Origin of the sequence: Butyrivibrio sp. FCS014 (assembly GCF_000526935.1) — a bacterium.
Lineage (GTDB): Bacteria > Bacillota > Clostridia > Lachnospirales > Lachnospiraceae > Butyrivibrio.
Genome location: NZ_JAHA01000007.1, coordinates 338,008 through 355,361 on the forward strand (window position 1 = coordinate 338,008; position 17,354 = coordinate 355,361).

Annotated in this window: 23 protein-coding genes and 1 pseudogene; 18 read left to right on the forward strand and 6 right to left on the reverse strand. The window is 46.9% G+C overall.

All coding sequences use genetic code 11. From position 1 onward, the window contains the following. Positions 1–62 precede the first annotated feature (62 nt). From T456_RS24060 to T456_RS0108115, 4 genes and pseudogenes are all read left to right on the forward strand, one after another. Positions 63–376 (forward strand): annotated as a pseudogene (locus T456_RS24060) (DNA-3-methyladenine glycosylase I). Between the two features lie 26 nt (positions 377–402). Next, positions 403–1,005 (forward strand): HD domain-containing protein, encoded by a 603-nt coding sequence (locus T456_RS0108105; protein WP_024865695.1) that lies wholly within the window; start codon positions 403–405, stop codon positions 1,003–1,005. A 13-nt stretch (positions 1,006–1,018) separates the two neighbouring features. Further along, entirely contained in the window at positions 1,019–1,567 is a 549-nt protein-coding gene (locus T456_RS0108110) for a TIGR00730 family Rossman fold protein (RefSeq protein ID WP_024865696.1), read from the forward strand. Next, complete coding sequence (locus T456_RS0108115) at positions 1,564–2,286, forward strand: DUF554 domain-containing protein (RefSeq protein WP_024865697.1); 723 nt, start codon at positions 1,564–1,566, stop codon at positions 2,284–2,286. The genes T456_RS0108110 and T456_RS0108115 overlap by 4 nt, the downstream gene beginning before the upstream one ends. 486 nt (positions 2,287–2,772) lie before the next feature. Here T456_RS0108115 and T456_RS0108120 read toward each other — a convergent pair whose 3' ends face one another. The 3 genes from T456_RS0108120 to T456_RS0108130 are packed head-to-tail and all read right to left on the reverse strand — an operon-like array spanning position 2,773 to position 4,409. Beyond that, positions 2,773–3,141, reverse strand: a complete 369-nt coding sequence (locus T456_RS0108120) for a hypothetical protein (RefSeq protein ID WP_155838052.1) — start codon at positions 3,139–3,141, stop codon at positions 2,773–2,775. Positions 3,142–3,145: 4 nt separating this feature from the next. Continuing rightward, positions 3,146–3,910: an IS21-like element helper ATPase IstB gene (gene istB, locus T456_RS0108125; protein ID WP_024865699.1), complete on the reverse strand. Its 765-nt coding sequence runs from the start codon at positions 3,908–3,910 to the stop codon at positions 3,146–3,148. Continuing rightward, a complete protein-coding gene (locus tag T456_RS0108130; protein WP_024865700.1) occupies positions 3,903–4,409 on the reverse strand; it encodes a hypothetical protein in 507 nt (168 codons plus the stop codon). Before T456_RS0108130 ends, istB begins: the two co-directional genes overlap by 8 nt. A 166-nt stretch (positions 4,410–4,575) precedes the next feature. On the opposite strand from T456_RS0108130, the gene T456_RS0108135 reads away from it, so the two are divergent. Beyond that, on the forward strand, positions 4,576–6,048 hold the full coding sequence (locus tag T456_RS0108135; RefSeq protein ID WP_024864352.1) for an ISLre2 family transposase: 1,473 nt from the start codon (positions 4,576–4,578) through the stop codon (positions 6,046–6,048). 89 nt (positions 6,049–6,137) lie between these two features. Here T456_RS0108135 and T456_RS0108140 read toward each other — a convergent pair whose 3' ends face one another. The 3 genes from T456_RS0108140 to T456_RS0108150 all read right to left on the reverse strand — a co-directional run bounded on the left by T456_RS0108140 (position 6,138) and on the right by T456_RS0108150 (position 8,874). Continuing rightward, positions 6,138–6,527: a hypothetical protein gene (locus T456_RS0108140; RefSeq protein WP_024865701.1), complete on the reverse strand. Its 390-nt coding sequence runs from the start codon at positions 6,525–6,527 to the stop codon at positions 6,138–6,140. 242 nt (positions 6,528–6,769) lie between these two features. Then, positions 6,770–8,008, reverse strand: coding sequence for an IS256 family transposase (locus T456_RS0108145; protein ID WP_024864735.1), 1,239 nt, complete (start codon positions 8,006–8,008; stop codon positions 6,770–6,772). A 104-nt stretch (positions 8,009–8,112) separates the two neighbouring features. After that, positions 8,113–8,874, reverse strand: a complete 762-nt coding sequence (locus T456_RS0108150) for a DDE-type integrase/transposase/recombinase (protein WP_207640364.1) — start codon at positions 8,872–8,874, stop codon at positions 8,113–8,115. 417 nt (positions 8,875–9,291) lie between these two features. Here T456_RS0108150 and T456_RS0108155 point away from each other — a divergent pair, with 417 nt between their 5' ends. From T456_RS0108155 to T456_RS0108220, 13 genes are all read left to right on the forward strand, one after another. After that, entirely contained in the window at positions 9,292–9,825 is a 534-nt protein-coding gene (locus tag T456_RS0108155; protein ID WP_024865703.1) for a flavin reductase, read from the forward strand. 10 nt (positions 9,826–9,835) lie between these two features. Next, a complete protein-coding gene (locus tag T456_RS0108160) occupies positions 9,836–10,504 on the forward strand; it encodes a nitroreductase family protein (RefSeq protein ID WP_024865704.1) in 669 nt (222 codons plus the stop codon). Positions 10,505–10,515: 11 nt separating this feature from the next. Next, positions 10,516–10,914: a flavodoxin family protein gene (locus tag T456_RS21205; RefSeq protein ID WP_024865705.1), complete on the forward strand. Its 399-nt coding sequence runs from the start codon at positions 10,516–10,518 to the stop codon at positions 10,912–10,914. A 138-nt stretch (positions 10,915–11,052) separates the two neighbouring features. Beyond that, positions 11,053–11,463, forward strand: coding sequence for a hypothetical protein (locus tag T456_RS22780; RefSeq protein WP_024865706.1), 411 nt, complete (start codon positions 11,053–11,055; stop codon positions 11,461–11,463). 1 nt (position 11,464) lies between these two features. Beyond that, positions 11,465–11,686 (forward strand): hypothetical protein, encoded by a 222-nt coding sequence (locus T456_RS0108175; RefSeq protein WP_155838053.1) that lies wholly within the window; start codon positions 11,465–11,467, stop codon positions 11,684–11,686. A 17-nt stretch (positions 11,687–11,703) separates the two neighbouring features. Then, positions 11,704–12,216: an RNA 2',3'-cyclic phosphodiesterase gene (thpR, locus tag T456_RS0108180; protein ID WP_024865708.1), complete on the forward strand. Its 513-nt coding sequence runs from the start codon at positions 11,704–11,706 to the stop codon at positions 12,214–12,216. A 109-nt stretch (positions 12,217–12,325) separates the two neighbouring features. Beyond that, positions 12,326–12,643, forward strand: coding sequence for an HNH endonuclease (locus tag T456_RS21210; RefSeq protein ID WP_024865709.1), 318 nt, complete (start codon positions 12,326–12,328; stop codon positions 12,641–12,643). After that, positions 12,640–13,632: a J domain-containing protein gene (locus tag T456_RS0108190; RefSeq protein ID WP_024865710.1), complete on the forward strand. Its 993-nt coding sequence runs from the start codon at positions 12,640–12,642 to the stop codon at positions 13,630–13,632. The genes T456_RS21210 and T456_RS0108190 overlap by 4 nt, the downstream gene beginning before the upstream one ends. Positions 13,633–14,017: 385 nt before the next feature. Continuing rightward, entirely contained in the window at positions 14,018–14,299 is a 282-nt protein-coding gene (locus T456_RS0108200; RefSeq protein WP_024865711.1) for a hypothetical protein, read from the forward strand. A 205-nt stretch (positions 14,300–14,504) separates the two neighbouring features. After that, positions 14,505–15,965, forward strand: a complete 1,461-nt coding sequence (locus T456_RS21215) for a sensor domain-containing diguanylate cyclase (protein ID WP_024865712.1) — start codon at positions 14,505–14,507, stop codon at positions 15,963–15,965. An 88-nt stretch (positions 15,966–16,053) separates the two neighbouring features. Next, a complete protein-coding gene (locus tag T456_RS0108210; RefSeq protein ID WP_024865713.1) occupies positions 16,054–16,275 on the forward strand; it encodes a hypothetical protein in 222 nt (73 codons plus the stop codon). 93 nt (positions 16,276–16,368) lie between these two features. Continuing rightward, positions 16,369–16,575, forward strand: coding sequence for a hypothetical protein (locus T456_RS0108215; RefSeq protein WP_024865714.1), 207 nt, complete (start codon positions 16,369–16,371; stop codon positions 16,573–16,575). 23 nt (positions 16,576–16,598) lie between these two features. After that, positions 16,599–17,330 (forward strand): PrsW family intramembrane metalloprotease, encoded by a 732-nt coding sequence (locus tag T456_RS0108220; protein ID WP_024865715.1) that lies wholly within the window; start codon positions 16,599–16,601, stop codon positions 17,328–17,330. The last annotated feature ends 24 nt before the right edge of the window (positions 17,331–17,354 follow it).

Here is a 17,354-nt window from a genome sequence, read left to right on the forward strand (position 1 = left end):
GACACTTTTGGGGGAGCCGCCGGCTCTTTTCCCTAAAAGGAATGGACAAGGAGAATCTGACGATGGGCTTTTGCGGCTGGGCTGATTTTAACGAGAGGAACAAGATCTATCACGACAACGAGTGGGGAGTTCCCGTGCATGACGACAGGAAGATGTTTGAACACCTGATGCTGGAGTGCATGCAGTGCGGGCTTTCCAAGACTATTAGTAAGGATCTTAAAAAGCGCGCTTTAAGTACGTGGGGGAAGTGACCATCTACTCACATCTTCAGGCCTGCGGGATAATAAATGACCACGATGAGACCTGTCCCTGCTACGGGAGGATAAACGCCGGAAATCCAACGGTGAACAAGCGCAAGGACAAGGAAGTGTATTAAAGGATTTTTTGTTGGGAGGAGAAAAAATGATCACAAGAGATGAAGCATTCGAGCTGCTGAAGAAGTACAACAAGGACCCGTTTCACATCCAGCATTCACTGACTGTTGAGGCTGTCATGAAGTGGTATGCACAGGAGCTTGGCTATGGGGAAGAAGCTGAGCACTGGGGAATCGTGGGCCTTTTGCATGACATTGATTTTGAGCTGTATCCCGAGGAGCATTGCCTTAAGGCGCCGGAGCTTCTTAAGGAAGGCGGAGTTGGCGATGATATCATCCACTCCGTATGTTCCCATGGCTACGGGATCACTGTGGGATGCGGCAAGACTATAGATGTGGAGCCGACTCACGAGATGGAGAAGGTTCTTTTTGCTGCGGATGAGCTTACCGGCCTGATCTGGGCAGCAGCTCTTATGAGACCTTCAAAGAGCACCAAGGACATGGAGCTTAAGTCCCTCAAGAAGAAGTACAAGAGCAAGGGCTTTGCGGCGGGCTGTTCAAGAGAAGTTATCGAGCGCGGCGCTGAGCAGCTTGGCTGGGAACTGGACAAGCTTCTTACCATGACACTTCAGGCAATGGCTGCAAATGAGGATCTCATCAATTCTGAGATGGCCTTAGAACAGGCTTCATGACGGGGGATTCAAGATGAATATAGCAGTTTACTGCGGTTCAAGTAGCGGCAATAATCCACGATTTATCCGGTCGGCCAAAGAGCTGGGAAGGTGGATAGGTGAGAATGGCCATACACTTGTATATGGAGGAGCCAGCAAAGGCCTCATGGGTGCGGTGTCCAATGCGGTCATCGAAGCCGGAGGCAAAGTTATCGGCGTCATTCCTGACGTTGCCATTATCCAGGCAAGGAAACACACGGGCCTTACTGAGCTCATAGAGACGAAGTCAATGGCGGAGCGCAAGTCCAAGATGATCGAGCTGGCGGATGCTTTTATCGCTCTCCCCGGAGGAATCGGGACCCTGGATGAGATTACTGAAGTGATGTCTCTTTCAAGTCTTGGAATAATTGGTGGCCCGATCGTTCTTTACGATACCGACGGCTACTACCGGCCGCTGAAGGCAGTGCTGGACAACGTGCTTAATGCGGAATTCGGAAGAAAAGAGTATTTCGAGAAAGTGCTCCTATCAGAAGATATTCAGGAGATTGCAGATTACTTAAAGGCTGAAGGGGCAGGAAAATGATAGGGCTTGGAACGATAATCAACGTTGTGTGTATCCTGGCAGGCGGCCTGTTGGGGCGCTTTGTGGGGAATCTTTTTACCGAAGAGCAGCAGGACTCAATTACCAAAACCTGCGGAATCAGCGTACTGTTCATTGCCATAGCCGGAGCGATGCAGGGAATGCTTTCCATAGAGGGCGATGGCCTTGTGAGCGGGAAGGCAATGCTGGTGGTTCTTACTCTGGCCATCGGAACTTTGATCGGAGAGCTCCTCAGGATTGAAAGAGGCTTCGAGAGATTTGGAGAGTGGCTTAAGGTAAAGACCGGCAACAGCAAGGATAAGATGTTTGTGGATGCTTTTGTTACGGCTTCACTTACAGTATGCATAGGAGCCATGGCGATTGTCGGGGCAATTCAGGACGGAGTTTTGGGAGATTACTCAACTCTTGCGGTTAAGTCCGTACTGGACCTTATCATCATTGCAGTTATGGCGTCGTCTATGGGAAAGGGATGTGTCTTTTCCGCGATTCCAATAGCTGTGTTTGAGGGCTCGATAACGCTGATCGCGAAGCTGATCTCGCCCCTGATGACGGATACTGCTGTAGGATTTCTGTCTCTGGTGGGATCGATACTGATATTCTGCGTGGGGATTAACCTTGTGTGGGGTAAGAGGCTTAGGGTGGCGAACATGCTGCCCGCGGTGCTGCTGGCTGTGCTTGCGGCGTATATTCCCGGAGTTTAAGGTTTGCACTGGGGTGGAGGCTTTTCTTTTTTGTGAAGTAATCTATTGATGAGTTTATTGGAGGAGAATTATTACTGTATGGATTGCGATTTCCAATTCATACAGTAATTTTTTTGCCTATTTTAGATTTGGGCTGCAGGATAGAATAATGCGAATTTGAGTTTTATACATAACCGTGGCTGATACAGACTGATCTGCAGATTGTGCAACTGGGTATTTGCGGCGGACTTACAAGATTTCGATGATTTCCACCAGGTGGTTCCGACGCAAATGTCTGCGATGGGGCGTTGCGTCGGTGACTTTAACGAAATAACATGCAGAAAGTGTGGGTCGAAAACGCTATTGTAACCGGCAAGTACTTTTCCCGAAATTTCGGCATTTAATTTTCCCGAATCCGCGGCATTTAAGATTCCATAGCCAGCGGCATTTTATTTTCCATACTTGTCTTTATTCTTGGGCTGCCGCGTAAACGGCAGCCCTTGTTGCTTAATTACCAAAAATGAAGTCAAGATCCCTGCCTTTTAACTTGGAAAAGTCGATATCGTCCAAAGGCTCTGAGGCATGATTTCTGGAGTCATCACTGTATCCGTAATAATCCATCATATACTTTCTGGCATCTTCAGAGCTCATATCCTTTGTTACCTGTCTCAGTTCTTCCTCTTCACGGTATATGTCGAGGAAATCTATTGGATATCCGCCTTCGCACACAGCCATGGCATTGTTCTCGTGAACGCTGTGACCTGCCGCCACCCATTCACGCAGAGCTTTACGCTCTTTGGGTGTCATTTTTGTGTCTTTCAGATATTCTTTGAGTTCTTCTTCAAGCATAGCCTGGTATTCTGGTTCTTTTCTCATATATTCACTTATCCTTTCCGGTTTCATTTAAAAATGATTTCCTGTTCTCAAGTCTGTAGCTCTTACCATTCATAGGGATCTTGTCGCACTGATATGAAAGCCTGTCCAGAATGGCAGTAGCAAGTGCTGCATCTCCGAGAAACTCGGTCCATTCTTCAAACCCCTTATTGGTAGTAATGACTATCGAGGTACGTTCCTGAAGCTCTGATATCAGCTGGAAGAACAGATTCCCTTCAGTTGCAGAGATGGGAAGATATCCGACCTCGTCTATTATCAGAAGATTTGATGAACGTATCCTTCTTAGCTTGACTCCAGCATGTCTGTCGATTTCTTCAGTACGAAGGACCTTTATCAGTGACTGCATGGTTGTATAGCTGACCTTATAGCCGTCTTCACATGCCTGATATCCAAGCCCTATCGCAAGATGTGTCTTGCCAACTCCGGGTGGACCGGAAAGTATTAAGTTGTATAGCCCATCTATCCAGGTAAGCTCTGTGAGCTGCTTGAACTGCTTTTTACTTATGACTTTACAAAAGGTCAGATCAAAGTCCTTGAGATATTTGGGATAGGGAAATCCTGCCTCCTTTATGCGCTTGTCCCTTGCTTTGTTTTGGCGGTAAAGTATCTCTCCGTCAAAGACATATGTAAGGAAATCCAGATAACTGTGCTGTTCAGTTTCAGCTGTATGGATCACCTCATCAAGGGCATCTCTTGTATGTATCAGCCCAAGGCTTCTGGCAGAAGTCTTTAAGGTCTGTATCTTATCCATTCATGGCACCTCCCTTCATCGCATCCTCATATATCCTTAGATCGCGTATTTCAGGGCTGCCGCCTCTGTACTTCTCTGGCAGCTGTACCTTTCCTGGTTTTTCTGTTTTGTTCTTGTCCGCTTCAAAACTGAACAGATATGCAGTAGCTGATTTAAGTTCAACAGCGGAGTAAATGTTTCTTTCAAGGCAATACGAAAGGGCACGGTTTATGAATTGTCCATCGTATTCTGTAAAGAGCCTCTTTACTATCTGAAGCTGGTCTCGATAGTACCGGCGTTTCTGGTGATACAGCTTCTCAAAGAATTCACTGGCAGACTCACTGTCCATGAACCTCGACAGAACATCTGCTTCAAGTTCCTTTAAAGACTGGCTTTTCTCACGGTAGTCATTTGTGGTTGAGCCTATGAGCTCGCCTTTCCCTGCGGATATCGGGTGTGTTGCATATATCTCTCCGGTCGACGCATCAACAATGGACACTTCTCCACCTTCTGTGATCATGTATACCTTCTTGCCTTTGGAATAAGTTCCTTTAGGTACGCGGTATCGGTTGCTATGGAAAAGCTAGCGTAAAGTTTTTGTAGGATTAATTGAAAAAGGGGATTTCCTTCGTGATATAGTTATTTACGGTGTCCAAGCCAAAATAACCAAACGGAGGAGTCCCCTTGTGTTAAATAGTATACAGCATTTTATTGAGAATGGAGTACCAAATCTTCAGAAGGCATCAAAAGATTTTTCAGAGGATCCGAGAGACTTTGCAGGTTTCATATACAAGGTCAGGAATGAAGCGCTTCAGATGGCGTTGGATTACATTTCTGAAACCCTTACAACCTGCAACCAGATATTAAAAGACAGTCCTGTGAGAAAGGAAAGATGGGAAGTGGTAAGGACTGACGAGAAGTCTCTTATCACCTCAATTGGAAAGGTTATGTTTTCCAAGACACTGTTTAAGAACAAGGTGACTGGAGAACGCAGATATCTACTGGATGACATGCTTTCATTTGACCCTCATGAAAGGATGTCAGAAGATGCCATAGCACAGCTCTTATCAGAGAGCGTTCAGACCTCTTATCGTAAAGGTGGACAAGCAGCAAGCATCCTTGATGAGGTCAGCAAAGAGACTGTAAAGGATAAGATACATGCTCTCGAGTTCCCCAAGGAACAGAAAAGAAGAGGCAGAAAACGCAAGGTTGAGTATCTGTATATAGAGGCTGATGAAGATCATGTGTCGCTTCAGTTCCAGAAGGAAAAGGGGGATCTCCAGGTCAACCAGTATGGAAGAAAACTCAATGGAATGATAAACAAGCTTATCTATGTTCATGAGGGCATTGAAAAGGATGCTCCCAAGAGTACAAGACATCACCTTGTTAATGCCCATTTCTTCTGTGGTTCTTATGAAGGCAAAGCAAACAGTGAACTCTGGGATGAAGTCTACACATATATTGACAACAACTATGACATAAGCAGCATAAAGAGGATATACCTAGGAGCAGATGGTGGAGCCTGGATTAAGGCTGGGGGAAAAAGGATAAGTGGCATCACATATGTGATGGACGAGTTCCACCTCAAAAAATACCTGATAAAGATGACAAACCATTTGATGGATAGTGCTGATGATGCCAGAAAGCTTCTCTGTGAAATGATCAAGGATGGAAGTAAGGAAGATTTCCTGTCTGTGGTAGATATGCTTGAATATCATGCCTCAAACGACAAGGAAATGAAACGTGTGCAAGAAGGCGCTGATTATATACTTGATAACTGGTCTGCAGCCAAGACAAGGCTTAGATACAGGAGGATTCCTGGATGTAGTACTGAAGGTCATGTCAGTCATGTCCTGTCAAAAAGAATGAGCATGACTCCAATGGGCTGGAGTCGAAAAGGCGCTGATAAGATGGCAAGACTCAGTGCCTATACATGGAACAAAAGGGATATGCTGGAACTTGTGCGTTACCAGAAGACAGTAATGCCTAAGGCTGCTGGGGCAGAAGAAGTAGAGACTGTAGTAGCGCATGTAAGAGAAAAACAGTATTCCCATCCGGCGTGGGGAAAGTATGTCGATAGCATACAGGTAGAGCTTAGTTCAGAGCTGAAGAAGTGGATGAGCATCGGAATGCATAACTACATCTGGAAACTGTTCTAAAAGGAAGCCAGAGGCTGACGCCTCTGCCTTTGAATAAAGTGCGCCAGAGCGCACACCTATCCTTGATCTGCTTGACTACAGACCAAGGATTAGAATGACAGCCTTGAACTGTCCTCCAACCAGGCGCTATAATGAGTAAGGTTTGAACATCTGAACTGATCACAGGGGCAATCTACCCTTTCGAATCCTACAGTAAATTTACGCCGTCTATGGAAAAGGACCACGTTGTCTTTGCGGACCTGATAGGTTATACTTTCGTTGACAGGTTTTTCAAAACTGTACTCAGATACTGGTATGAGGTATTCCTTTTCGAGGGCGAACACTTCTGCCGGTATCTTTTTTGTTGTCTCATGAACCTTGGCATTTCCGGTTCTTTCAAGCCAGGCGATACAGTCTTCGTTAAAACTGTCTATATCCTTAAATATCCTGTGTTCAGCAAAACCGTATTTTAAGTACTTTACTACGTTCTCGATGGTCAAGTCCTATATGTGGTGTAAATTGATTCCTGATATAAATGTTGTGGCTGTGTCCGCCATCCTTGACACCCATAAATCAGAACGCTGTATGTCAATCACCGACGGCGATAGACTCATGAGCAGCTGATATGCATCACCATCGGTTTTCTCAGCTTAGCATTCTGATTTATGGGCATCAAGGACAAGCCCTGCCGCTGGCAGGGTGGCTACTTTATTACCTCGGGCTCCAGATCTTTGAGCAGCTGTTATGCGGCCATAATCTTTTGCTGTTCAAAGGCCAGGGTTTTGAGTTTGATACGGGTTTCATTAGATATGCTTTCATAAGCTTTCCGGCCAAAACTTGTACGTTTCATTAGTAGGATATCATTCTGGTCTATAAGCACCGAGCCCATGAGACGTAATAATGAAGCTTCATTCGGAAATATTTGTATAACATCGGAACGGCGTTTTAACTCTCTATTAAGCCTTTCTATTGTGTTTGATGTACGCAGGTGGCGCCATGTATTCTCTGGCAACATATATACCGTCATGGCATCTTCAAATCCGTTGTCAAGCAGTTCCATCGCCTTTGGAGCAACATCAGAGTAGTCTGACAGGATGTCATCGCGCTTTTTTCTTGCAGCAGTAAGGGTCTTAGCCAGGAACATTTGCCTTAACTCTATTTCAAGCCCGGGTCTCTGTGAGTTTGGGGCTGCGTCAAGGATGTTTTTAGTGAAGTGAAACTGACAACGCTGCCACGGTGTATTAGGAAACACTTTGAACGCTGCGTATCGAATGGATTTATGGGCGTCAGAAGTGAGCATAAGTGGATCCTTAAGACCATTGGCTTTCAGGTGGCTGAAGAAGTCAAGCCATGTATCGTTAGTTTCGCCATCATATACATTGAAGTATAGGACTTCTTTCTTGCCATCAGTTGTAAGACCTACTGCTATGAATAAAGCTTTTGAAACAACCCTATGATTTTCACGTACTTTAAAATATGTGGCATCCACCATGATAAAAGGATAATCATGAACACTCAGATCATGGTTTTGAAACTCTTTGATCTCTGGATCAAGTCGCTTACACACCTCTGATATAGTGGACTTGGAGTATTCCTTGCCACATATCATTTCGATAACATTACTCACCTTACGCGTAGAAACGCCCATGATGACCATTTCTGCCATGGTATTGAGCAAGGCTGTTTCACTACGCTGGTATGTTTCAAAAAGAGTGGTGTGAAAGGGTGATAATCGGTGGCGCGGTACTTCCAGGACGATAGTGCCTATCTTGGTGGTTAGTTCACGTTCTCTTGTACCGTTGCGCTGGTCAGTCCTGTTATCAGACCTTTCGTACTTTTCAGCTCCCAGTTGGGCTGTGGATTCCGCTAATAGAGCCTCATTGAGGATTTTCTCGACAAGATGCTTGAACGCTTCTTCTCGGTCTCCTCCTAATAATGCTACCAATTCCTCATGGTTTAATGTAATATTTACTTGAGCCATGATGATTACTTGCCTCCTTTATACTGTTTTGTTTGGTCACTTAACATTTTAAATCAGGAGAGAGCATTCATGGCTCTTTTATATTTAATTTTCAATTTACACCATTATATGGACATAATGTTCTCGATACGTCCCTTGCTTTCCGGATCCGCACCATGGCACAGGAATACGTCAAATCCGATTGTTTCTTTAAATATCTGGAATTCGTCTGTGTAGATGATATCCCCATGGTTCTCGCTGACTGCAAGCACCTTATCCTGGTCATAAACGATTTCCTGAGTTCTTCCGCCAAAGAATTCAAACGCCTTGATATGTGCCTCGATAAAGCTTCTTGTTGTCCATGGACGTTCTCTCCATAAAGCATACTTCTGACGAGAGTTGGAGAGCACCATTCCAAAGCAGTAGACCTTCTTACTCCGACCGGAAACCGTCTCCAGAATGATCTCGCCCATGTCCACCTGAGCCTGTTTTCCAAATGGGGGATCCTCTGTTGCCTCATACTGTCTGGAATGTTCAGGCTTTTTAATCCCGTATTCTTCTCGGATGGATACAACATAGTTTCTGAAAGCTCGCTCCTGAAACTCCAGATCCTTCTTACCGGTCTGCTCTTTGATCCAGTCATAGATCTGAGCTGCTGTCATATCCGGATATTTCTGAAGGCATTCGACAACGTAGTCTTTGTAGATGTCAGCCTTCTTGCGCCTGCATCCGGCATTCTGTCTGGCAATAGCAAAGTCATCGGGTGGCATGTCCCAGTACTTGTTGACTGTCTTGAAGTCAATTCCAAGTTTTTTACTGGTCTGAGATTTGTTTAGTTTGTGACGTTTCAGTTCTTGAATTTTTTCATAGATCATCCAACTTTTCACCTTTCTTCACCTCCAAAGAAAAGTATATCTTTGGAAGCATGATCTATGGAAAATAAAATGCCGAAACTATGGAAATTTAAATGCCGCTGGCTATGGAATTTATTTTACCGTTTACAGCTATCCCGACAACTGTGCGCTCAAACAGGCTATTTATCGATATGACGTCAAGTTTTGGGGCTATTTGACCGACGCAACGAGCATGTAGAGTACTTTGCGTCGGACATTACCGACTAGCATGCAAGTACCGACGCAACCCGCATACAAAATGCTTTGCGTCGGAAGAGCTCAATTCACATGCTCTTCGCACGATCACACATAAAACGCCCCCTTGAATTGAAATGCGTTTATGATACAATCATATTGTTCAAAATCAATTCACGAGACAGAAGGAAACCCACCCCAAGGAGGCCACACCCAATGAAAGAAAAAGTAAACATAACTGATTACGCAAACCTGATAACCAAGGCACTTCCCAAGGGAATCCTGTTAAACACCTGCGCCGACAAGTTCAATTCAATGGTCATAGGTTGGGGACACCTCGGAACCCTCTGGAATAAGCCCACTTTCCACGTATATGTCCGCCAGGGCAGATTCACCAAGGGGCAGCTTGATAAGGCAGGGGAGTTTACCATCAGCGTTCCCCTCGAGAACCCCGATCCTACCATCAACAAGATCTGCGGATGGCAGTCAGGCTTTAATATCGACAAGGTAAAAGAGGCAGGCCTTAAGCTGGAGGATGGGCAGACCATCAAGACTCCCGGCGTTAAGCAGTACCCTCTGACTATCGAATGCAAAGTTCTGTATGCGCAGGACCAGGATCTGTCAAAGATTCCCGAAGACATCAGGGAAAAGACCTATCCCGCGGACGTGGACGGAACCTATCCCATGGCCAACAGAGACTTCCACACCATGTATGTCGGCGAAATAGTTGACGCCTACATCATCAAATAAGGAGGCTGCGATGGACATTAAGGAAGCAATTAGAGAAAGACACAGCGTCAGGCAGTACACCCCGGACCATATCATGGGCGACGTCAGGACATCCCTCGAGACCCTCATTCAGGAATGCAACAGGGAGAGCGGCCTCAACATTCAGCTGATCACCGACGATCCCGAGTGCTTTGACACCCTGCTCGGCCACTACGGCAATTTCACCGGGGTCAACAACTATATCGCCCTGGTTGGTTCCAAGAAGTTAAAAGACCTGGATGAGCTTGCCGGGTACTACGGCGAGAAGATAGTCCTCGAGGCTCAGATGCTTGGTCTCAACACCTGCTGGGTTGCGGGAACCTACGGCAAGGGCAAATGCAAGGCTCACGTGGATTCCGGCGAGAAGATAGTTTGCGTAATCTCCATAGGTTACGGCGCCACCAACGGAACCAGCCACAGGTCAAAAGAGCTATCGAAACTCTGCGGAGTTTCCGAAAAAGATATGCCTTCATGGTTTAAGGAAGGCGTGGAAGCTGCACTTCTTGCACCCACAGCCATGAACCAGCAGAAATTTTTCATAGATCTTAAAGGGGAAGAGGCGGTCATAAAGGCAAACTTTGGCCCGCTTACCAAACTGGACCTGGGAATTGTAAGGTACAATTTCGAAGCCGCATCAGGTCATAAATGCAAAGCAAACTGAAAGGAATAACAATGAACATTGAAGTAAGATACTGTTCCAAAACAAAATTCGGAAACACGAGAAGGATTGCAGAAGCCATAGCTGATGGCATCGGAGTGAAGGCTGTGAGCATAGCGGACGAGCCAAAGCTTACCGCAAAGGCGGACATCCTTTTCCTGGGAGGGGCTCCCTACGCTAATATCATGGCACCCGAGCTCAAGGAATACGCAGAGGCGCTTGATCCCAATGCGGTTTCAGAGATAGTTCTTTTTACAACTTCGAATTGGTCCAGGAGAACGGTGCTGGCCCTGAAGAAGATTCTCAGAGGCAAGGGCATTACGGTGCGCGACGACTATTTCTACGCCCACATGCTCAACATCGACGGCAGAATTGAAGCTGCAAAAGAGTTTGGAAAAAAGTTTGCGAAGTAAATATACATCTATCCAAGGCTGTCACAGAAATGTGGCAGCCTTTTAGGTTTGGAATTGTAAAGTTGACTTCTTGAGTACATATAGATACACTATAATTGCAAATATAGTGTATCTATATTTTAACGTGAGGACAATGATATGGGAGCAATTTATACTGAGGCACAAAAAGAAGCTACACGAAGATATGTTAATTCCACAGATCAGATCAGAGTACGCACAGATAAAGGGAATCTGGATTTCATCAAAGCGCATGCTGAATCTGTTGGCGAGACAATGGGTGAATTTGTAAACAGAGCTATAACGGAAGCCATCTATCGTGACAGAGGAGAAATTTTTATTGAAACTACGCACAGTGATGAGTATGGTATTTCTGGCAGGCTTCTTTTGTCCAGTGATGGTCATTACGAAATTGATTACATTGTTGATGGTGTAAGAAGAATCAAGAAGTTGGATAAGCAGAAGGATGTACCAAGCGGCTTTGTGTCGGACTACGCCTGGATGTCACTGGAGAATGAATATGAAAATGAACTGTTAGGTGGTGATGATTGATATGGCAATGTTTACCCTGATGCGAAAAAATGAAGAAGTGATGATGCTTCAGATTGGACAAGATGGAAATATAACCAAGCTGGGTAAAAGGGAGAACATAGCTCTTTTGCCGCTTCAAAACAGAACGAGCCCCAAGGGGGGTATTCTTGAGATGTATAAAAGAAAAATAGATATGTACGAGAAATTTGCAGCAGGTGTAAATTTGAGCACGTTGAGTTTTTAAAAGATGAGGTATACCCTATGAGACTTTTCATTGCCATTTGTTTTGATGAAAATATGCTGGATTCCCTCGAGGAGATTCAGGATGACCTTAGGCGCAGCGGGGTTAAGGGCAGCTACACGCCCAGGGAGAACCTCCACATGACCCTGGCTTTTATTGGTGAGAATGATGATCCGGAGCAGATCGTGGAAGTGATGAAGAGCGTTCCACTGAGGTCATTCTCACTTAAGCTCAGCGGATATCGGCCTTTTAAAGATATGTTTTTTGCGGACTTCGAGGAGAATGAAAACCTTAGGGACTATGTGAAGCGCCTGAGAGGGGCTCTTGTGGATGAAGAGATCTCTTTTGACCGGAAAAAGTTCCTGCCCCATGTGACGCTGATCCGGAGGGCCGAGTGCACCAGGGATAAGGCTTTTCTGCCGGAGTTTCAGGAGAGTGAGCCCGCGAGGGTGAACGGGATATCCCTGATGAAGTCGGAGCGGGGCAGGCACGGGATGGTGTACACGGAAGTAGGCTACGTAAGGGCGTTTTGAGAGATTGCGCCGGGGCCGCCGGGCAGGTTGTGCTTAGGGTTTTCGGCTGGTTGCGCCGGGGACACCGGGCTGATTGCGCCCGGAGAAAGGCAAGCTATGGGGGTGACATATGAGGGGACAAAAACGCAAGAAAGCGGCTATTAAGCGGATCATCGCGGAGAAGACAGGGGGAGTCTGTGCCCGCTGCGGCAAAGAAATCTCTTTTGAAAAAGTGACTATCGAGCATTGTGTACCTAAATACAGGGGCGGCGAGGACGACGAGAGGAACCTTCTTCCCCTGTGCAAGAAGTGCAATAAGCAGAAGGGCTCGCGGATCGTCACGACGCAGGAATATTACCCGTTTCTCAAGAGCGCGTTCTGCGTAAGTGCCGACGAATACAAAAAGGAATGGGACGAAGTTTTCTCCGGAAATGGGATTAAAGCGTGACACTTAAGGAAGCATACAGGATACTCGGCGTATCCAAAGAGAATACCGACAGAGAGATCAGGGCGAAGTACAAGAAGCTCCTGATCATGTACCACCCGGACTCGGACCCCACCGGGAAAAGAGATCCCAAAGACGACGAGATGATCCGGCTTGTCATCGAGGCCTACAACAAGATCAGGGAATCCGAGGGGATGCCCGTCTACGAGACCTATGAGTTCACCTGGGACGCCTTTGAGAATAAAGAGGCTTTTGCGGAGCGGAACATTTTTGTGCAGTTCAGGATTTACGACGAGGCGCTTCCGCCTTCGAAGATGGCCAGAGGAAGATTTGCCTGGGATCCGGACATGGAGGAGTTTTCTCTTTTTGCAAAGAGCGTTCTCGAGGCCTGCAGGGAAGTGATGGCGGATAGCGACGCCATGGCTGACACCGGCGCGGCCATGGATCCGAATAGGGTTAAGAATGTTTTCCATCTCATGATGCAGGAGTACGTTCTTCCCGCTGACGCAGCTAGGAAGCTGGGGAAAAGAGCTGGCGGGGAAGGAAACGCCGCCGGCGAAGCAGGCGCGGACGAAGGTGGCAATGGTGTCGCTGAAGATGAGAGAAACGGCGGGGAAGAGGTGTATTCGTTCAGCGGATTCATCAAGTCAGATGCCACCGGTGGTGGCGCATTCGGTAGCGGCGCATTCAGAATACACCCCGGGGAACTTCTCGATATCTTTTTACAGGAAGACAGGGCCATCGTTCGCGAGATCGTCTCGGGTAAAGTGCTTGGCAGCATAACCTTCGATGAGGATGAACTTTACTATGTTGTGCTTCCGCTTCTGGAAGACCCAAAGGTGGATGCTCGTGCATACGTGACGAAAGCAGACAGTGCCCGCCGCGGTAAAGAGCGAATTCATGTCGCAATTGAGCTGACCATACCGGCAGACCTTGCGGATACTCCGGTGTCCAACAGGAATCTTATCAGGGAAATGCTTGGATTAGAATAGAAGTATTCAGTTTGACGACAATGGGCGGTAATGATAATATGTTAATAGAAAGGCGCTACCGGTAGACGGTTAGCCCCAACTAATGATTAGTTACGTGAATAACCGCTCAGTCTGTGGGGGACAATGGGCGGTTATTTTTGTGTCTTGGCATCATGCTTGCCAAACATGTAACCAAGACTAAAGAACGTTGCACAAAGTGCAACTACTGCAATCAGGTCACTGATGGTGAGCATAAGCAAGTACCTCCAACAAAGATTTCTCACACGAGATTTCTATATGTACAGAGGTCACAGTCCTCTGGATAAGGACTAACCGCCTACCGTATGTACTGGTAGCACCAAGCACAATTGTATCGAATATATGTTCGGTAGTCAAGGGAATCAATATGGAAAAAGAAATAGTTATTTGCCTTCAAACTAAAGAAGATGAGCTGCTTACCGGGCAGGTATCCATGCTCTGCGAAAGGCACGGAGCAAGTGCAAGATGGATATTGCCTGCTGATGCTGACAGCGTGATGGGCTCCGCTGGCAATATCTTCATGCTCATCAGCGATGACGAGGCCCTGCTTGAAAAGGCCAGGGCTCTGGGGATTACCGTCAACACCCCGCAGAAAATGCGGGAGTCCTACGAGAAGGCCATGGAAATGCTGAGGAAGCTTAGCAAATAAGTAATTTCATCTGAGTCCTTTCTCAGATCATGGCACAGACGATCTCAGGCGCAGAGGCGCTGGCCTTCTTGATTGCGAAATTGTGTCTATCAATTTAAGAGTATATCGTTTGGCTATTTCCAAAACTGCTGTTACAATAGTATGTGGGGATAATATTCGCGAGCCGTGAAATATAGTTCACGAAATGACGGATTTGGAGGCTCTGATGGATAAAAAAGAGATAGTGGATAACATGAGTAAAGGTGTAGGAAAGTTCGCTGCTGAGGCTAGTGTTGTTGTAGATGACATTACGCCGCTGCTTGATCTGTCTGCCTACCCCGAGGAAGAGCAGAAGCTCCTTTACGAGTGCAACAGAAGGATCGAAGAGGCAAACAACAAATACCGTGTTGCCAGGTTCAGAGAGGACATGTTTGCCAAGGGATTGAAGGCAGGTATGTTTGTCTGCACTTTTGACCGGAATGAGAAGCTGCTGAGTTTTGAGTTCAACGACGAGACCAGAAAGATGCTGGGGTACGACGGACTGGAGGATCTTCCCAATGAGTTTGACAGCTGGGTGAAGACCCTTGTTCCGGCAGAGCGCGATGACATTGTTAAGCTGTTCTGGGATTCCGTCAAAATGCACCGGGAGCTTCCGGACATCACCCATGCCACCTACCGCATGCAGAAGAAGGATGGCAGCATCATCTGGGTTACCGGAGCGGGAAGATTCATCAGGCGCCCTGAGGATGGCTCTTTGGAAATCTATATGGGGTGCTACCGTGACATCACAGCCGAGATAGAGCGTGAGGAGCATGTCAAGATCATTGAGGCTATTGGCAAGGTCTTCAATTTCTCCCTTTTCATTGATGTCAAAGACTTAAGCTACCGCATGATCAGTACCAATGAATATGTTGAAGCGGTTCCCAAGGACCCGGACGCTTTTCAGTTCCTCAAAAACAACGTGGATTCTTCGGTTGCCGGGAGTTTCCGCAAAAACCTCTACGACTGGCTGAACTTAGATACTATTCTTGCGGCAGTTGAAGAATTCGGCTCCTCAAGCCTGGAGTTTTACAGTGAGGGCGCCAACCGCTGGTTCAACGGCGTCTTTATGGTCGGCGATCGCAATGAAGACGGAAGCATCGCTCACCTGGTCTACGGCTGCATGGATACCACTGACGCCAAGCTGCAGAATCTGGCTCAACAGAAGATGATCTCCGAATTCGAGGCGGAAATATACATAGATTCCCTTTCCAAGATCCGCAACAGAAGATTCCTGGATGAGAAGCTGATATTTGAGCCCTGCCACGCAGTAGTCATGGCCGATATCGACCTGTTCAAGCAGGTCAACGACACCGCCGGTCACCAGAGCGGCGACGAAGCGATCCAGAAAGTTGCAGAGCTGCTCGCCAAGTCCGTTAGAAAAGACGATGTGGTCATCCGTTACGGCGGCGATGAATTCATGATGGTATTCTTTGATATCACCAAAGAACACCTGGAACACAAGCTTGCCAAACTCAGGTCCGCGGTAAAAGAGATAACGCTGGACGACAAGCCTGAAGTAAGATTAACCATGAGTTTTGGCGGTGCCTTCGGAACCGAGCTCGTAAGCAACCTGATCGGAACAGCCGACAAGGCTCTTTATGAATCCAAGAAGGTCCGCGATACCTATACGGTGATTGAAATCTAAATATTGAGATTTTGCATCAGACCCTCGGCGTCCTATATGGCGCCGGGGGATTTTTACGATATAATAAAAGGAACAGGAGAAGATGCCTATGAAATCACTTCTTATCAAAGACACTACTAAAGAAGAACGGGAAGAGATAATCAGAAATTCTCTGGACTGCGGCGGCGGATGTGAGAATTGTTCCTCATGCTGGCTCGGGGGCGGAAGCCCGTGGGAAATCTATAAGGATTACATCGACGGGAAAAAAGAGATCCGCGAGATCAACATGGAGTACATGGAGAAATACCGCCAGGACAGACAGATTCACTGACTTCGAGAAAAATGTGGATTCGCCGGGCGCGGCGGGGCTGCGAAAAAGATACGGATTCACCGGGAGCAGTGCGCCCATTAAGGAAAAATGACTATGACATTGGCACCTGAAATTAAGGACTCTACAGCTGAAGAGCGCAGAGCCTACATCAAAGAGCGTTATCCCTGTATTTCAGACTGCGACATGTGCGGTCTGTGCAAGGTTTTTCACGGAAAAGACCCTGAGCTTGCCTTCAAGGAGTACATTGATGGCGAGAGGTCTTTTGCCGAGGTATCAGCCGATTACAGGCGACAAATATAAGACTAGGGAAAAGAGGCAACGACATGTTTTACTTTCTTGTAGCACCATATCTTGTTTATCATGGACTTCTTATCGCGGCAGCAGCTGTTCCGGCGATATTTCTTATGATCAAGGTGTATCGCTCCGACAAGCTGGAGCACGAGAGCTCTCACATGATATGGGAGCTGATCAAGGCGGGGGTGTTCTCTGCGCTGATCGCCCTTGTGGAGGAGCGCGTACTGTCGGTGATATTGGATCTGACAGTGCCCTACGAATCTCCGCTCTATAACATCATTTTGTATTTCGGCATCGTGGCCTTTGCTGAGGAAAGCTCCAAATACCTGATGATGAAGCGGAAAACCTGGAACAACATAGAATTCAATTGCCAGTACGACGGCGTTGTCTACGCGGTTTTTGTCTCTCTGGGATTTGCCCTTTGGGAGAACATCAGCTATGTCATGATGTATGGCTTTGGCACCGCTATTATCAGAGCCGTGACCGCCATCCCCGGGCATGCGTGCTTTGGCGTGTTCATGGGCATTTTCTACGGCATCGCCAAGAAATATGACTACAGAGGCAGATCTTCAGCCTCCCGTACCATGAGGATAGTTGCGGTTGTGGCGCCGGCTCTTTTGCACGGGGCATATGACTACATCGCTACCATGGAGGCCCAGGATGGAAACTGGTTCTTCCTCGGCTTCGTCGCAATGATGTTCCTGATCACATACATTCTTGTGGGCAGGACCGCAAAGGCCGACAGGCCGATCATAAGATGAGGCACAAAGCGACCGAAAAGGCCG

Excerpts from the sequence above, each read along its gene's own strand:
- T456_RS0108210 (WP_024865713.1), top strand. The coding sequence starts at position 16,054 with ATGAAATCACTTCTTATCAAAGACACTACTAAAGAAGAACGGGAAGAG.
- T456_RS0108130 (WP_024865700.1), bottom strand. The coding sequence starts at position 4,409 with ATGATCACAGAAGGTGGAGAAGTGTCCATTGTTGATGCGTCGACCGGA.
- T456_RS0108220 (WP_024865715.1), top strand. The coding sequence starts at position 16,599 with ATGTTTTACTTTCTTGTAGCACCATATCTTGTTTATCATGGACTTCTT.
- T456_RS21205 (WP_024865705.1), top strand. The coding sequence starts at position 10,516 with ATGAACATTGAAGTAAGATACTGTTCCAAAACAAAATTCGGAAACACG.
- T456_RS21215 (WP_024865712.1), top strand. The coding sequence starts at position 14,505 with ATGGATAAAAAAGAGATAGTGGATAACATGAGTAAAGGTGTAGGAAAG.
- T456_RS0108115 (WP_024865697.1), top strand. The coding sequence starts at position 1,564 with ATGATAGGGCTTGGAACGATAATCAACGTTGTGTGTATCCTGGCAGGC.
- T456_RS22780 (WP_024865706.1), top strand. The coding sequence starts at position 11,053 with ATGGGAGCAATTTATACTGAGGCACAAAAAGAAGCTACACGAAGATAT.
- T456_RS0108215 (WP_024865714.1), top strand. The coding sequence starts at position 16,369 with ATGACATTGGCACCTGAAATTAAGGACTCTACAGCTGAAGAGCGCAGA.
- istB (WP_024865699.1), bottom strand. The coding sequence starts at position 3,910 with ATGGATAAGATACAGACCTTAAAGACTTCTGCCAGAAGCCTTGGGCTG.
- T456_RS0108145 (WP_024864735.1), bottom strand. The coding sequence starts at position 8,008 with ATGGCTCAAGTAAATATTACATTAAACCATGAGGAATTGGTAGCATTA.
- T456_RS0108110 (WP_024865696.1), top strand. The coding sequence starts at position 1,019 with ATGAATATAGCAGTTTACTGCGGTTCAAGTAGCGGCAATAATCCACGA.
- T456_RS0108105 (WP_024865695.1), top strand. The coding sequence starts at position 403 with ATGATCACAAGAGATGAAGCATTCGAGCTGCTGAAGAAGTACAACAAG.
- T456_RS0108120 (WP_155838052.1), bottom strand. The coding sequence starts at position 3,141 with ATGAGAAAAGAACCAGAATACCAGGCTATGCTTGAAGAAGAACTCAAA.
- T456_RS0108175 (WP_155838053.1), top strand. The coding sequence starts at position 11,465 with ATGGCAATGTTTACCCTGATGCGAAAAAATGAAGAAGTGATGATGCTT.
- T456_RS21210 (WP_024865709.1), top strand. The coding sequence starts at position 12,326 with ATGAGGGGACAAAAACGCAAGAAAGCGGCTATTAAGCGGATCATCGCG.
- T456_RS0108160 (WP_024865704.1), top strand. The coding sequence starts at position 9,836 with ATGGACATTAAGGAAGCAATTAGAGAAAGACACAGCGTCAGGCAGTAC.
- thpR (WP_024865708.1), top strand. The coding sequence starts at position 11,704 with ATGAGACTTTTCATTGCCATTTGTTTTGATGAAAATATGCTGGATTCC.
- T456_RS0108200 (WP_024865711.1), top strand. The coding sequence starts at position 14,018 with ATGGAAAAAGAAATAGTTATTTGCCTTCAAACTAAAGAAGATGAGCTG.
- T456_RS0108155 (WP_024865703.1), top strand. The coding sequence starts at position 9,292 with ATGAAAGAAAAAGTAAACATAACTGATTACGCAAACCTGATAACCAAG.